The organism is Nitrospinota bacterium (genome assembly GCA_009873635.1).
Taxonomy (GTDB): Bacteria; Nitrospinota; Nitrospinia; order Nitrospinales; family VA-1; genus LS-NOB.
In genome coordinates this window covers 62,553-77,142 of sequence record WAHY01000006.1, presented here as the reverse complement: position 1 = coordinate 77,142, position 14,590 = coordinate 62,553, and the positions used below count along the sequence as shown (strand labels likewise).

At 41.7% G+C, this 14,590-nt stretch carries 14 protein-coding genes and 1 tRNA gene; 3 read left to right on the top strand and 12 right to left on the bottom strand.

From position 1 onward, the window contains the following. Positions 1-452 precede the first annotated feature (452 nt). Positions 453-1,436 carry a methyltransferase domain-containing protein gene (locus tag F3741_05560; protein ID MZG30267.1) on the bottom strand — a complete coding sequence of 328 codons (984 nt, stop codon included), beginning with the start codon at positions 1,434-1,436 and terminating at the stop codon, positions 453-455. A gap of 160 nt (positions 1,437-1,596) precedes the next feature. Here F3741_05560 and F3741_05555 point away from each other — a divergent pair, with 160 nt between their 5' ends. Next, positions 1,597-1,785, top strand: coding sequence for a hypothetical protein (locus F3741_05555; protein MZG30266.1), 189 nt, complete (start codon positions 1,597-1,599; stop codon positions 1,783-1,785). Positions 1,786-1,810: 25 nt separating this feature from the next. Here the strand turns inward: F3741_05555 and F3741_05550 are convergent, their stop codons facing one another. Together F3741_05550 and F3741_05545 are read right to left on the bottom strand one after the other, a co-directional pair. Next, complete coding sequence (locus F3741_05550) at positions 1,811-2,479, bottom strand: TlpA family protein disulfide reductase (protein ID MZG30265.1); 669 nt, start codon at positions 2,477-2,479, stop codon at positions 1,811-1,813. Beyond that, the gene (locus F3741_05545) at positions 2,451-3,281 is read right to left on the bottom strand and encodes a tetratricopeptide repeat protein (protein ID MZG30264.1); all 831 of its coding nucleotides are present in this window, start codon (positions 3,279-3,281) and stop codon (positions 2,451-2,453) included. Before F3741_05545 ends, F3741_05550 begins: the two co-directional genes overlap by 29 nt. A 77-nt stretch (positions 3,282-3,358) precedes the next feature. Between F3741_05545 and F3741_05540 the strand changes: the two genes are divergently transcribed. After that, on the top strand, positions 3,359-4,246 hold the full coding sequence (locus tag F3741_05540; protein MZG30263.1) for a DnaJ domain-containing protein: 888 nt from the start codon (positions 3,359-3,361) through the stop codon (positions 4,244-4,246). 84 nt (positions 4,247-4,330) lie between these two features. Continuing rightward, complete coding sequence (locus F3741_05535) at positions 4,331-4,627, top strand: 2Fe-2S iron-sulfur cluster binding domain-containing protein (protein ID MZG30262.1); 297 nt, start codon at positions 4,331-4,333, stop codon at positions 4,625-4,627. Positions 4,628-4,693: 66 nt separating this feature from the next. On the opposite strand, the gene F3741_05530 is transcribed toward F3741_05535, so the two are convergent. The 9 genes from F3741_05530 to F3741_05490 form a co-directional block, all read right to left on the bottom strand. Next, positions 4,694-4,894 carry a hypothetical protein gene (locus F3741_05530; protein ID MZG30261.1) on the bottom strand — a complete coding sequence of 67 codons (201 nt, stop codon included), beginning with the start codon at positions 4,892-4,894 and terminating at the stop codon, positions 4,694-4,696. Between the two features lie 458 nt (positions 4,895-5,352). Beyond that, positions 5,353-5,428, bottom strand: a tRNA-Ile gene (locus F3741_05525). Between the two features lie 6 nt (positions 5,429-5,434). After that, positions 5,435-7,195, bottom strand: a complete 1,761-nt coding sequence (rpoD, locus tag F3741_05520) for an RNA polymerase sigma factor RpoD (protein MZG30260.1) — start codon at positions 7,193-7,195, stop codon at positions 5,435-5,437. A 38-nt stretch (positions 7,196-7,233) separates the two neighbouring features. Beyond that, positions 7,234-9,009 (bottom strand): DNA primase, encoded by a 1,776-nt coding sequence (locus F3741_05515; GenBank protein ID MZG30259.1) that lies wholly within the window; start codon positions 9,007-9,009, stop codon positions 7,234-7,236. Between the two features lie 68 nt (positions 9,010-9,077). Beyond that, positions 9,078-9,521, bottom strand: coding sequence for a GatB/YqeY domain-containing protein (locus F3741_05510; protein MZG30258.1), 444 nt, complete (start codon positions 9,519-9,521; stop codon positions 9,078-9,080). A 267-nt stretch (positions 9,522-9,788) separates the two neighbouring features. Beyond that, the gene (locus F3741_05505; protein ID MZG30257.1) at positions 9,789-10,976 is read right to left on the bottom strand and encodes a DUF1343 domain-containing protein; all 1,188 of its coding nucleotides are present in this window, start codon (positions 10,974-10,976) and stop codon (positions 9,789-9,791) included. Between the two features lie 117 nt (positions 10,977-11,093). Beyond that, a complete protein-coding gene (gene glgC / locus F3741_05500; protein ID MZG30256.1) occupies positions 11,094-12,338 on the bottom strand; it encodes a glucose-1-phosphate adenylyltransferase in 1,245 nt (414 codons plus the stop codon). Between the two features lie 214 nt (positions 12,339-12,552). Further along, positions 12,553-14,223 (bottom strand): chaperonin GroEL, encoded by a 1,671-nt coding sequence (gene groL / locus F3741_05495; protein MZG30255.1) that lies wholly within the window; start codon positions 14,221-14,223, stop codon positions 12,553-12,555. A 66-nt stretch (positions 14,224-14,289) separates the two neighbouring features. After that, on the bottom strand, positions 14,290-14,577 hold the full coding sequence (locus tag F3741_05490) for a co-chaperone GroES (protein ID MZG30254.1): 288 nt from the start codon (positions 14,575-14,577) through the stop codon (positions 14,290-14,292). Between the last annotated feature and the right edge of the window lie 13 nt (positions 14,578-14,590).

Sequence of the window (14,590 nt, the reverse complement as noted above, 5' to 3'; positions counted from 1 at the left end):
GCATATTGTAATAAATCGATAAAGAAAAAATGTGATGGTTTGTTTGAGACAATTACATATGAGCAAAAAACTACAGATAATATGTATGAATCAATATCAAGATTAATTCGAGATTTAAAATCAATTCGCAATAAAGCTGTAATTATCAAGTCGCAATATGAGTCAAAGCCTGATTCTCAGAGTAAGCGCTCATTTATTACTGCTATGGTAAATCTTTATAAGGATGTTTTGAAAGATAAAGATACGGCCTTATTGCTTCAGGGCTACGATTTTGAGGGATTTTCTGAGTGGTATCGGTCTAATTGCGAAATAATAAATAAAAAGGAATTGCAGAAAGATAAAAGTTTTTTGGATGAAGAATATGAACGAGACAAGAAATTTTTACCTGTCCTAATGGAATCTGCAGAGTTCTTATTGGAAAAATTCGAAAAATCTTTATTATTGTATAAGAGTTAAATTTTTACCGCTTCAATGACGCTACTGCCCTCCCCTAATTCAAAACGCTTAAATTTTCCAAATCCGCACTTTTTTAATATTTTCTCAGTTTCTTTGAAGGTATATGTTTTTCCTGTAGCCGTGAACATTAGCATGGTTAATGAAAATAATGCCGCATCATAAGGTTTAATACGATTTTCATGCAGAAACAAATCAACAATTAAAATTCGACCACCTCTTTTAAGGGATTTGTGAATTTTTTTTATCAACTTTTGATTTTCAGATGAATTATAGATGTGCAGTATATTTGAATATAATGCAGTATCTGTATTTTTCTCAAAATCAACTTTGAAAATATCTCCTTTTACAAATGAAATTCTTTTCGCGACCGGAGAGTTTTTTATTAAATTTTTTGCAACTTCAAGACTTGTTTCCCTGTCAATCAGAAAGGCCTGTGCTGATGTATCAACTTTCAAAATTTCTGCTGAATAGGTTCCAGGACCACTACCTATATCAATTAATTTTCCCACGGGTTTTCGAGTAATAAACTTTGTAAGCGGTTTGGAATACTTTTGACTTCTTTCGTGCATCGCGTGGGTAAAAGGTTCGCGAAAATCAGGGTCGTCGTCTTCAACTTTTGTTAACTTTCTCCCATTTCGAATGATGTCGACAAGCTTGGACCATTCGTCACGATTTTCCATTCGCAAAAAAACAGTTCCTCTCTTGTAATTTGGGCTGAGTTCACAAAAATGTTTGTAACTTTCCGAGGTATTTGAAAATTTATTACCCGTTTTTTTTATTGCTCCTAGTGAAACTAAGGCATTTAACAACGCCTCAGCTCCTTCATTGTTGACCCCTGCCTTCTTTGCGAAAGCTAAATGGGTCATCTGTTTTTTTTCAAGGTGGGTGAATACCTTGAATTCAAGCGCTGCGATAAGGATATTAGCCTCTTCCAGCAGATCAATTTTGTTTACAAACTGATTAAAATTTAAATATGGCATTACTCGATAACTCCAAAATTCCTTAAAATTTAAACTCCCGGATATATGCCCAAAACTGCATAAATTTAATTATATATCAATATTTTAATATTTACTTGGTATAAAACTTATAATTTAATATATAAAATTTAAAGTCAATAACTTGACTACGGAGGTTCATATGAAGTCGAAATTGGATAATGAACTCAAGAAGGTCGATAATAGGGACCCTGAAAATATTTTAGAACGAGCTGAAGAATTCGAACAAAACCTACAGGAAGAAAATATGAGTTTATACAGAAAGTTCAAGTTGCAGAAACTTATAACTGAAGAAACCATGAATAATTCGAATGAATCTCAAAACCTGTAAAATAATATGCTCTCAATCAGGTTTTCTATGTTAAAACCTTCTCCACTTCATGTTCAAGCCCATAACCAGAGCCAAACCACTTTCCTCTTAGAATTCCATTCTTATCAATCAATAAAGTTGAAGGGGTGCCTCTAAACTGATATGCCTCAAATGTTTTAGCGACATACTTTTTATGTTTTAAATAGTCGAGTATCTGGTTCAAAATAAGATTCTGGTTTTTTTGTGGAAATGAATCAAATTGAGGGAAATCTTTTTTGATAAGATTTTGCGCGTCAACATCAATGTCGCTTGGTTTGTAGGGAATCACTTTATCCCAGGCGACAGGAAAGGGTATGGAATAATCCAGTCTATTATTTGAAAGTAGTCCTTGCGAGTTTAATACTTCATAAGTTGCACCAACCAACTCGCCATCATCAATCAGCTTTTTTAAATTTTCTAAATTGTTAAGGTGAAAGTCTTCAAATGCAGTAGCCAATCCCCAAACCAGTAGAGGAGAATTTATAAATTTTTTTCTTATCTCAAGGATTTCAGGAAATCCGTGAGTGAAACAACCGGGACAATTAACTTGAAAAACCTTTATCAGTATAGGCCGGCCAATCTCGTTACTTATATTGCTTGAAGAACCACCCAACCATTCTTCAATTTCCAAGTCAATAGCGGGCGAATTAACCTGCAGCATTGGAGGAGTCATCATTAACTATTTCTATCAAGCGATGAATAGTATTGCGCATATTTTCAGGAGGGTTATTATTCAAGGCTTCTTCAAGTAAATATATTGCACGACTCTTTTCACCCTGAAGGTTATGAATTAAACCCAGCATGAAGTAAGAGACAAATCTTTTATCACCGTAAGCATAATTGTCCAGAATTTTTTGAAAATGCTTTGTAGCATTGGAATAATTTTTTAATCGATAATAGGCAGAGCCTAAACCAAAATGGATATTGTCTTTTAAGAATGATGGAGGATTTTGCCGGTTAAGTTTCAAAAAGAGATTTAAACTTTTTTTAAATTGTCCATCACGAAAGTTCTTCATTGCCAAGTTGTAATCTTCGATAGAAAAAATAACTGGGGGTTTAACTTCCATTATTTTTTTCAGCCTTGTTTGCGCATCTGTAAAACCCACTTTAGACATCTCAAGATCTTTCTGCATTCGGACCCTGCGCTCTCGCTCAGACTCAATCTGTTTGCCATATTTGGAGCTCATCGCATTTATCTTCGGGTCAACTTTACTCACAGATTCAAACAATGCTATTTCCCTATTAGAAAAGGTGGCATGATTAGCAAAAAGGACCTCTATTTCCTTTGTGAGATTATCAAGCCATAACTGATTTGCCCTTCTTTCAGATAATACTGACTCATCAGGAGGATTCCAGGAATGTCTTTCTTGTTGGTTTATCGGCCAATGCTTTTTTTCAGCTGGAAGGTAGCCGCCACATCCTGCAAAAATCAGGACCAACAATATTATTAAGTTATTTTTCACTGCATTTTTGATCATCTTGCGGTATATAATATTTATAAATAGTCATTTTTTAGTTTATCTGATTACTCCTTATTTATCAAGCCATTAGCGATATGAAAAACTACTATTCTGTTTTGGGCGTCGAGAAAACTGCCTCTGATAGTGAGATAAAAAAAGCCTACCGTAAGCTAGCTATGAAGTTTCACCCTGATAGAAACGAGGGTGACCCAAAAGCTGAGGAAAGATTTAAAGAAGTCAGTGAAGCTTATGCTGTTCTAGGTGATAAGAAGAAGCGAAATCAATATGATCAATTTGGTTCCGAAGGTTTCCATCAGAAGTTTTCGCAAGAAGATATTTTTCGTGATTTTGACATAAATGAGATTCTCAGAGACTTCGGTTTCGGAGGAGGTAATCCATTCCAGGGACAGGGTTTTGGTGGATTTGGCAACCCATTTTCCCACGGGAGAGCGCAACAGCGTGAAGTTAAAATTCCCCCAATTAAAAAGGAATGTACGATTAGCTTTGAGGAGGCAGCTCTGGGGTGTCAACGTACAATTTCTATTGCAAGAAATGGAGTTAAAGAAGAGACCAGTGTGAAAATTCCTCCGGGAATTACACATGGAAAAGTTTTACGCGTACATGGAAAAGGTCAGGCTTCCCCTTTGGATAACCGTAGAGGCGACTTGCATCTGCTTATTAATGTTCTTTCCCATCCTCTTTTTCGCCGAGAGGGGAAAAATATTGTTGTTGATGCTGAAATAAAGCTGACTCAGGCTGTTTTAGGCGCAACGGTTGAGGTTGAAACTTTAACGGGTATAAAATCAGTTAAAATTCCACCAGGCACTCAATATGGTACCAAGCTTAGGCTTAAAGGAGCAGGAATAAACTTTGCTTCAAGAGAACGTGGTGACCAATTGGTAAGAATTATAGTAAAGATTCCTAAAACGCTCACTGAGGAACAAATTCCACATATACAGTTTTTACAGGACACAGGAGTTTAATAAAATAAAAACTTTATTGAATATCTGTGAATCCTAATAAGGCTTATTAGCATCTACAAAGTATCTCATTAAGGAGTGAAGTTTGTGGCACAAGTTTATTTTAAAACGGATAATGTAACTTATGATGTAGAAGACGGCACTCCCCTTATAGACTTTTGCGATGAGGTTGGTGTGTCACTCTCCTTTGGTTGTACTGAAGGTACTTGTGGGGTTTGTGAAGTAACAGTGGCGGAAGGAAGAGAAAATGTGTCCCGGGTCACGGAAGAAGAAAAAGATTATTTGTTGCCTGAAGATCTGGAAGAAGGGATGCGGCTGGGTTGCCAGGTCAAAATTAGAAAAGGAAAGGTAACGCTAAGCTGGAAAAAAGTAAAAGCTCGATAAAAAGATTATAAACTGTTTTAGCTAAGAGTTGATAGTGCAGCTACTCTTCTTTGGTCGATTGTAAGTTTAGATGGTGGCTGTCAGCTCAGAGCTTCCCTCCATGTCCCACATTTTTTCTTTTGCCGCAAGCATATTTTCAGTAAAAGTTTGCATCGGTGTTCTTCCCTGACACCGTTTTCCCTGATGAGTACGTTGGTTGTTATACCGATCCAGCCAGACATCTTTTGCATTTTTTATATTGGGGAGCCTATCTACTGGGGCCGTCATGATTTGTGGCCATTCAACTCTAGCAACAAACTAAAGTAATCGAAAAAAGAGTTTCAAAACTTACATAACCAATGATTAATCAGGTGGTGAATCCATCCACCTAGAACCAGCCTCTTATCTTTTCTGACGCCATTTATGTGCGACCCTAAAAAATTGGTCTAACACGTTCGGGCGAACATATCGATATTCGGCCCTGCAATTTGGGGATATGCCATGCCTCAGAATTTGAATTGAGAGCCAGTGAAAAGTAGCGTAGGGAAAATAATAATCCCTGCGTGAACCTAGTCTTTTCCTAAGGCTTCAGAGCTTGTTACCACACCACATAGATTTAGGGATAGTAGGTCTGAGAACTAGTTTGCTCCAGACCCCTATATCTTCTAATTTCAGTCAAAATGCTACCCAAAGCGCTACCCAAACCAAAAAGGACCTACGGGTAATCCCATAAGTCCTTGTAATATTGGTGGGCCCAACAGGATTCGAACCTGTGACCTACCGGTTATGAGCCGGGGGCTCTACCAACTGAGCTATAGGCCCACACAATCAGCTTTCAATAAAACTTCGTAACTTCTTACTTCTGCTTGGATGCCGCAGTTTGCGCAGGGCTTTTGCCTCAATTTGTCGGATACGCTCGCGGGTGACCGCAAAATCCTGCCCAACTTCTTCCAGTGTGTGCTCTGAATCCAACCCTATACCGAACCGTTTTCGCAATACACGTTCTTCACGTGATGCCAAGGTCGAGAGAACTTTGAGAGTTTGTTCCTTCAGATTCTTTTTGACCACCGAATCGATGGGCGAAAGGACTTTTTTATCTTCGATGAAATCCCCCAGGTGGCTGTTTTCTTCTTCACCAATTGGAGTCTCAAGGGAGATGGGCTCCTTGGCAATTTTTAGAACTTTACGAACTTTGTCCACCGGCAAATACATTTTGACAGCGATTTCATCCGGAGTTGGTTCACGACCCAGTTCTTGAACAAGATGTCTTGATACACGGATCAATTTGTTGATAGTTTCGATCATATGTACCGGAATACGTATCGTCCGGGCCTGATCCGCAATTGCTCGGGTGATAGCCTGTCGAATCCACCATGTCGCGTAGGTTGAAAACTTATAGCCCCTCTGGTACTCAAATTTGTCAACCGCTTTCATGAGGCCGATGTTGCCTTCCTGGATCAGGTCAAGAAACTGGAGTCCCCGGCTGGTGTACTTTTTGGCGATACTGACCACGAGCCTGAGGTTGGCTTCCGCCAGTTCCCGTTTAGCGGTTTTGTCTTTAACGCGGCCACGGGCTATGGACCTTACAGTAGCCAGCAGGCTGTCTTTGCTGGTTAATGTTTCCTTCTCTATTTTTTTTATCTTTCGACGTCCGGTTTGTACCTGTTTGATGAAGTTGTCATATTGGGTGCGTGTAACAACTTTACCTTTTGGAACCTTTACGCTTTTTTGCTTGGTCCAGTTTTTAGCCAGTTTTTTTACTCCAGCCAGTGAAATTCCCAGTTGCCTTTCGATATCTCTTTCCGTTTTTCCTGCTTCCCTGTATTCGGCTGCGATCGAATAAATTTTTTCGATGACACTATCCATTTCATCCTGAGAGAGAGACAATCCAGAAATGAGCTTTTCAACTTCTTTTTGTTGTTTTTGAATTTGATCGGATGTTTTAGTCTGCATTTTTTCTGACAGCTTGCCACTTTCCAGTTTCAGCTGCAGTTTTTCAAGCTTGTTAAATTCCGTTTTTAAGGATTTAACTTTTTTTATGAATTTTTTAGTTTCATCTTTCTCAGACTGTTCCTTGTTTTCCTCTGGTTCAGGGCTCTGAATCAGGTCAAAGATACGGATCTCTCCTTTTTTAACCTGGTCAGCCATGGTAACAAGTTCCCGGGTAGTGACTGCGCAACTGGCCACTGCCGCCAGCACTTCATTTTGCCCGGCTTCAATTCTTTTGGCGATTTCCACTTCGCCCTTGCGGGTGAGCAGTGAGATAGTTCCCATTTCCCTGAGATACAATCGGACGGGATCATCGATGGAAACTGAATCAGACTTGGAAGTCTGGGAATCTTCAGTGCTTTCTTCCTTGTTACGGTCTTCTTTCTCAGCGGCTACTTTTTCACCCTTAAGAGTGGTGTCAACAATGTCTATCTCATTTTCACCAAAAAGGTGCATGAGGTCATCAATTTGATCCGGAGTCACAACATCAGAGGGCAGGACATCATTGACCTCTTCATAGGTCAAATAACCTTTTTCCTTGCCCAGTGATATCAGCTTGTTAATTTCTGATACATGCGTGAGTTTTTCCATTGTGGCCATCGTTTCTCCTAATTACACGTTTGCGTTTTAAATATATGTCAATGAGTTAAGGCTAAATGCATTTCACGAAGCCTGGCCTGCAGTTCCTGTGATTTTTCAACTTGCCCGGCTTTGGCGGCATCAAGACGTTGTAGCTTCAAAACCTTGATTTTTGATTTAATGTGAATATTCTTGAATTTTCTAATGCAATCCTGAGCTGTCTTTTCTGGAGAATCAAACTCTACCGGCTCCAATCCTAAACGAGACAAGGTGTTTTTGATTTCGGGATTTTCAGTCTGGTCCAGCAGTTGGTCTATTTTCAAGTCCTGGTTATTATCTATTTTTTGCTGACAGGTTTTGGCAATTGTTTTAAAAGCCGGATCAGAGAAGTCGTCAGGATTTACTTCCAGCAAAATGGCCTGAGCCGTTTCCTTATCGGAAAGAATCAGCTGAACTAAATGTTTCTCCAGGTTTATAAGTGGAACCAGTTCATTATCTTTTTCAACGAGCCGTGGCTGGTTCTGGGCCAGGGCCCTGCTCAATTCTTTTAAAAAAGTCCGGTCATCAATATTTGTTTTGGAAGTAAAATTTTCCAACCAGGCAGTTCGCTCCACAGTATTCTTGATCTTTACCAGCCATGGAAGAATCTGGTTCGCCATTTTAACTCTGTCTTCAGGAGTCTTATTGGGTGATTCCTTCACCAGCACATCAATATAAGATTCCATAAAAGGCTTTGCGTTGCGTATTTTTTCCAGGAAATTTTCTGCCCCCTGTTCATGGATGAACGAATCGGGATCTTGACCTTCCGGCAGAACAACGATTTTCACATTCAAGCCTTGCTCAAGCAAGATATCAAACCCTTTTTCAGCAGCAGAACGTCCTGCGGAATCGGAGTCGAAAACCAGCACTGCGGTTTCAGCATGGTTTCTCAAAATACTGGCCTGCTTGGGTGTCAGAGCTGTACCGCAGGTGGCTACAACATGCTCAATACCGTTTTGAACCGCACGCATCTGGTCAAAATAGCCTTCAACCAGAATGACCTGATTCTCTTTGCGTATCGCTAGTTTTGCCTGGTCCATACCAAAAAGTGTTTCGCTCTTTTGATAGAGAGGGGTTTCGGGAGAATTGAGGTATTTCGGCTGGTTCTCTTCGTCGATGGAGCGTCCTCCAAAACCGATTATGTTTGAATGAAGGTCTTTGATAGGAAAAATAACCCGACCACGAAAACGGTCGTAAACTGAAGAACCATCTTCTTTTTTAGTGACGAGTCCAGACTTAATGAGCTGTTCCTGTGCCACGGAACCTTTTTGCTGGACATGTGTCAACAGACCTCTCCAGGATGGAGCCGCCCAGCCAACACGGTAACGCTCGAGTGTTTTAGAGTCAAAATGCCGGGATGTTAAATAGTTTCTTGCGCTCAGTCCTGCTTCCGGGTTTTTTAAAAGGGACTGAAAGTATCTTGTAGCGGCCTCATTGATTTTCCTTAAAGCTTCCCTCTCTTTTTGCCTGGGGTCAGATGAAGAGTCCGAGTTATTTCGTGGCAGAGGGATACCTGTTCTCTCGGCAAGAATCTTTATGGCATCTGGGAAGGAGATACTCTGGATTTCCATGAGGAATTTAAAAACATTTCCTCCGGTGCCGCAACCAAAGCAGTGATAGATACGCTTTTCCGGACTGACTGAAAAAGAGGGTGTTTTTTCAGAGTGGAACGGGCAAAGCCCTTTATAGTTTTTGCCGGCTTTTTTGAGCACGACATGATCCGAAATCACTGCAACAATATCTGCGCGATCGCGAATTTCGTCAATGATATGGTCTGGAATTGAAATTTTCAAAATAAAATCTTTATGAAAAACCCGGCTCTTATAGAGCCTTGTTTGAAATACTTTTTAAGGGTTGGAAAACACTAGCTTAAAATTTCACCCGCAAGATCTTTAATAACACTGTTATCCGCTTTACCCTTGAACTCAGGAACCAGAATTTTCATTATTTTGCCGAAGTCTTTCATGCTTTCGGCCCCGGTTTCCGAGATCACTTCTTTAATTCTTTTGCGTAAATCCTCTTCTGAGATTTGTTCTGGCAAATAAGACTGCAAAATAGCCAATTCCTGATTTTCCTTTTCCATCAAATCCACTCGTTCACCCTGCTTGAAAAGGGCTGATGCTTCTTTTCTTTTTTTTACCTCACGGGTTACCAGCGATAGAATCTCTTCTTCCTCCAGTTCTTTACGAAGGTTGATTTCCTGATTTTTGATAGCCGAAATTACACTACGGATGGTATTGAGCCTGAGCGAATCTTTGGATCTCAGCGCCTCCTTCATATCAGCAAGGAGCTTTTCCTTTAAAGTCATGAATTTATTCCATTAAACAAGGTGGGAATATAGGGACCCACACGGTTTTTGTCAATACTTTGCGGTAAATAAAAAATTAGGCGAAAATGATGCCCGGAAATCCAATAGCCCTTATTTATCAAAAAGATATGGCGGTCTTGTGCCGGCGGGTTTTGACAGGGTATTTTGAATTAATCTTCTCCAAGCCGCTTATTGTCTCATATTTTTATAATTTGAGGGAAAATATATTTTTTCTTTTTGAAGGCAGTGGTTCTGAGGGCTATGGGCTCAATAAATAAGGTATTTGTTTCGTATTTTCGAAAATTCCGCTAAATCTTGTTTCCAGCTTTCTTCGAGAGCGGTTAAAGAGAAATTATCATCGAAAATAGATTCCCGCAATTCAGTATTGCCATAAAGCAGGTCGATGGCCAGACGATCGCTGACGTACTCATAGGGTTCCGTTCTCCACTGTAGTTGCTCCGGGTACAATTCGGCAATGGCGCGAAGCAATGCGATGGTAGTGAGCAGGGGTTTGTACTTATCCCGGTCGGTGACATGGAACTGGAGTCCCGCGCAAATTTCTCCAGCGTGTTTTTGGAACATGGGTTTGAAGTATTGTGGGCGGAAAATCACTCCAGGTAAAAGATCGGAGTCTTTCTCAAGTCGCGTTGCCAGTTTATGGGGGTCAATAAATGGGGCACCGGTTTGTTCAAAGGGGAGGGTGGTGCCTCGTCCTTCTGAAAGCAGTGTCCCTTCAATCAGGCACATTCCCGGATAGACCGTAGCTGTTGACACGGTGGGCATATTTGGCGATGGGGGTGTCCAGATCAACCCTGTCTGGTCGTACCACATCTCACGGTTCCATCCGGTCATGGGAACAACTTTCAAGTCGCAATGAATTTCAAAATGTTCATTGAACAGACAAGCCAACTCACCTGCTGTCATTCCGTGCCGGTTGGGCAGGGGATATTGCCCCACAAAGGAACGCCAGGGTTCGCCTACCAGGTTGCCTTCAACCGAAATGCCGTTTATGGGGTTGGGGCGATCACAAACGACCATTCTCACGCCGGCCTTTTGACAGATGGTCATGCAGTTAGCCATGGTATATATGAAAGTGTAGTAACGCGAGCCGACATCTTGAATATCAAAAATCAGATTATCAATTCCATCGAACAATGCCGGATCGGGGGTCAGAGAAGTCTCACTTTTTCCATAAAGGCTTTTTATTTTGAGGCCTGAAAGCGGGTCGATTTCATCGGGGATATGTATCATATCCTGTGCGGTGCCATACAAACCATGTTCGGGGGCGAATAAAGTATGCAGGCTGTAAGCGGGATGGGATTTAAAATGGGCTATAGAATGTTTGCCATCACCAGCCAGGCTTGTGTGGTTAACGATCAGACCTATTGTATTACCCTTTAAATATTTTTCAGGCTGGGAGAGTAGGTGGTCAATTCCGGAAATGGTCTGAGTCATTGATTAGATATCGAGAGTGTTGAAAAATGTGAAAAACCCTGGCTGGTAAATTGTAATATTTTTTTTGCGGGAAAAAGTGTTTTTGGTTCAACGTATAATTGCTCGCTGGCCCCACGCCTAGTGGGAGAATTTGAAACCTTTGGGTATGACAATGATGTTTGATTCTTCATCGACAAAAAAACGTTTTTTATCCTGTTCCAGGTCATACCCCATTGTGATGTTAGGAGGCACTTCAACATCCTTATCAATGATAGCCATATTGATTTTGCAGTTTTTGCCAATTTTAACCCTGTCCATCAATAGAGAGTTGATCACAGCCGCTCCACTATCAATGCTGACTTCAAGTCCGATTACGGAGTCCTGAACAATTCCACCGCTTATAATACTTCCTTCAGCGACGATGCTGTTGACAGCCTGTCCCCGGCGTCCGTCTTCATTAAATACGAATTTAGCCGGAGGAGTTCCGTAGCTCGCAGTTTTGATGGGCCAGTTTTTATTATAGAGGTTGAACTCAGGTTTGATGTTTCTCAGGTCCATATTTGCTTCCCAAAATGCTTTTATCGTACCAACATCCCTCCAATATCCTATTTCCTTTCTAGTGATACCGGGAATCCGGTTTCTACGAAAGTCGTAGGCAAAGACTCGTGACTTATTGAATACGCGAGGCAGGATATCCTTGCCGAAATCGTGAGATGAGTCTACATTTGCGGCGTCATCGTAGAGCATTTCTATCAATGCTTCTTTATTGAAAAGATAATTCCCCATTGAAGCAAAGGCTTCTTTTGGTTTTCCCGGTATTGGTTTTGGGCGCCTGGGCTTTTCTTTGAACCCTGTGACCCTCTGTTTTTCCTGCACCTGGATCACTCCGAAGGAGGTGGCTTCTTTAAGTGGAACGGGCAGGGCAGAGATTGTAACATCCGCCCTCTTTCGAATATGAAAGTCTATCATTTGCTGTAAGTCCATGCGGTAGATATGGTCGGCACCAAAAACTGCTATAAGATCGAAGTCACCATCTTCAATCAAGTTTATGTTCTGATAAATTGCATCGGCTGTTCCGCGGTACCAACTGTCACCTGTCCGTTTTTGTGCGGGAACAGGAAGAATGAAATGGTCGCGAAGTATTGAACTGAAGCGCCAGCTTTCCTGCAAATGCTCGGCCAGGGACTGTGACTTGAATTGGGTCAGAACGTAAATAGAATAGATTCTGGAATTGATAAAATTGCTTAATGCGAAATCAATCAGTCGATATTTGCCTCCAAAAGGTACAGCGGGTTTTGCTCGTTGCTGGGTAAGTGGGTAAAGTCGACTTCCCTCACCACCGGCAAGAATCATTCCCAGGACTTTTTTTATAGAACCAGCCATAGAGTCTCTTATTCACTAAATGCAGGATTAATTTGCAATTACTTTTGCTGGTGGGTAGCAGGGGCTTTTTAGTTAGTGCTCCGTTCCCCGCCGGATGTGCACCTGTTGACTTTGATGATATTGCTAAACTTATAGGCTGTCAACCAGACAAAAAAACCGGTTCCCCCATGGAGAGGAACCGGTTTAGTGTCTTACCTATAATGGAACGATGGGATTACATCATGCCAGGCATGCCACCCATTCCACCCATTCCACCCATTCCACCCATTCCACCGCCGGCACCATGAGCGTGACCAGCATGCTCATCTTTTTCTTCGGGTAGATCGGTGATCATTGCTTCAGTGGTCAACAGGAGACCGGAGATGCTGGCAGCATTTTGCAATGCGGTGCGAGCAACTTTCGCGGGATCCATAATTCCAGCCTTAATCATGTCCGTGTACTTATGGTTTTTAGCATCAAAACCTTCGTTGCCTTTCAAAGTTTTCACTTTTTCGCAAACAACAGTACCTTCTTCCCCTGCATTGGTAGCAATCTGCCGTAGAGGCTCTTCCAGAGCTCTGCGGATGATTTGTACACCAAGTTTAAAATCATGGTCGCCTTTGACTTTATCAAGAGAAGACAGGCAACGCATGAAAGCCACTCCGCCACCGGGGATGATTCCCTCTTCTACCGCGGCACGCGTAGCATGCAGGGCATCTTCTACACGGGCTTTCTTTTCTTTCATTTCCATTTCAGTAGCGGCTCCAACCTTGATGATGGCTACGCCACCCACCAGTTTAGCCAACCGCTCCTGCAGTTTTTCACGGTCATAGTCGGAACTGGTCTCTTCAATCTGGTTGCGGATCTGTTTTACCCGCGCCTGAATGTCAGAGGCTTTACCTTTACCATCAACGATCACTGTGTTTTCTTTGTCAATGGTAATGCGCTTGGCGCGACCCAGGTCTGACAGGTCGACACTGTCGAGAGAAACACCAATATCTTCGGTGATCACTTTTCCGCCAGTCAGGATAGCTATATCATTGAGCATGTCTTTTCTGCGATCGCCGAATCCAGGTGCTTTGACAGCAGACACATTCAATGTGCCACGAAGTTTGTTGACCACGAGAGTTGCCAGCGCTTCGCCTTCAACATCCTCAGCCAGGATAAGAAGAGGCTTGCCACCTTTAGCAACCTTTTCCAGCAAGGGCAGGAGATCTTTCATGTTGGCAATTTTTTTCTCGTGAAGCAGGATGTAACAATCTTCCAGGACCGCTTCCATACGCTCTGCATCAGTTACAAAATAAGGGGAAAGATAACCGCGGTCGAACTGCATTCCCTCAACAATTTCCAGGGATGTGTCCATACTTTTGGCTTCTTCGACAGTGATAACACCATCTTTTCCTACCTTGTCCATCGCTTCAGAAATAATTTGTCCGATAGCCTTGTCCTGATTGGCAGAAACGGTTCCAACCTGTGCGATTTCTTTTTTGTCCTTGGTGGGTTTAGCCAGTTTCTGGATTTCAGGAACAATGATGCTAACAGCTTCTTCAATGCCGCGTTTGATGTCCATCGGGTTTGCACCTGCGGTTACGTTTTTCATTCCTTCACGAAAAATAGCTTGTGCCAGAACCGTTGCTGTGGTTGTGCCGTCACCTGCGTTGTCACTGGTTTTGCTGGCAACTTCATTTACCATTTGCGCTCCCATATTTTCAAATGGATCTTCCAGCTCAATTTCCTTAGCAACCGTTACACCGTCTTTAGTGATGGTGGGGGAGCCAAACTTTTTATCGATAACCACATTGCGGCCTTTGGGTCCCAAAGTGATTTTTACAGTATTTGCCAGTTGATTAACTCCAGCCAGTATTTTATGTCTGGCGTTTTCATCATATGCAATTTGCTTAGCCATAAAAGTAATTCTCCTTATCTCTAAGAGATGTGAATGATTTATTCGTTATATATTTGGTAAGAAAGCTTAGCCTACTATTGCCAATACATCATCTTCGCGCATTAGCAGGAAATCTTCGCCATCAAATTTGATTTCTGTTCCGCCATATTTACTGTAAAGGACTTTGTCACCAACTTTTACTTCCATCTTGACGGGTTTGCCGTCATCACCCACTTTGCCTTTGCCAACTGCTTTCACACGGCCTTCGATAGGCTTTTCTTTGGCAGAGTCAGGAATGATAATTCCCCCTTTTCGGACTTCTTTTTCCAGGATGGGTTGAACCAGAATACGGTCATGCAATGGTCGGATTTTCATATGGACTCCTTGA

What these genes read in the sequence shown, in the direction of transcription:
- F3741_05545 (MZG30264.1), bottom strand. Translation starts at nt 3,281, where the DNA reads ATGATCAAAAATGCAGTGAAAAATAACTTAATAATATTGTTGGTCCTG.
- F3741_05490 (MZG30254.1), bottom strand. Translation starts at nt 14,577, where the DNA reads ATGAAAATCCGACCATTGCATGACCGTATTCTGGTTCAACCCATCCTG.
- rpoD (MZG30260.1), bottom strand. Translation starts at nt 7,195, where the DNA reads ATGGCCACAATGGAAAAACTCACGCATGTATCAGAAATTAACAAGCTG.
- F3741_05505 (MZG30257.1), bottom strand. Translation starts at nt 10,976, where the DNA reads ATGACTCAGACCATTTCCGGAATTGACCACCTACTCTCCCAGCCTGAA.
- groL (MZG30255.1), bottom strand. Translation starts at nt 14,223, where the DNA reads ATGGCTAAGCAAATTGCATATGATGAAAACGCCAGACATAAAATACTG.
- F3741_05560 (MZG30267.1), bottom strand. Translation starts at nt 1,436, where the DNA reads ATGCCATATTTAAATTTTAATCAGTTTGTAAACAAAATTGATCTGCTG.
- F3741_05510 (MZG30258.1), bottom strand. Translation starts at nt 9,521, where the DNA reads ATGACTTTAAAGGAAAAGCTCCTTGCTGATATGAAGGAGGCGCTGAGA.
- F3741_05555 (MZG30266.1), top strand. Translation starts at nt 1,597, where the DNA reads ATGAAGTCGAAATTGGATAATGAACTCAAGAAGGTCGATAATAGGGAC.
- glgC (MZG30256.1), bottom strand. Translation starts at nt 12,338, where the DNA reads ATGGCTGGTTCTATAAAAAAAGTCCTGGGAATGATTCTTGCCGGTGGT.
- F3741_05540 (MZG30263.1), top strand. Translation starts at nt 3,359, where the DNA reads ATGAAAAACTACTATTCTGTTTTGGGCGTCGAGAAAACTGCCTCTGAT.
- F3741_05530 (MZG30261.1), bottom strand. Translation starts at nt 4,894, where the DNA reads ATGACGGCCCCAGTAGATAGGCTCCCCAATATAAAAAATGCAAAAGAT.
- F3741_05550 (MZG30265.1), bottom strand. Translation starts at nt 2,479, where the DNA reads ATGATGACTCCTCCAATGCTGCAGGTTAATTCGCCCGCTATTGACTTG.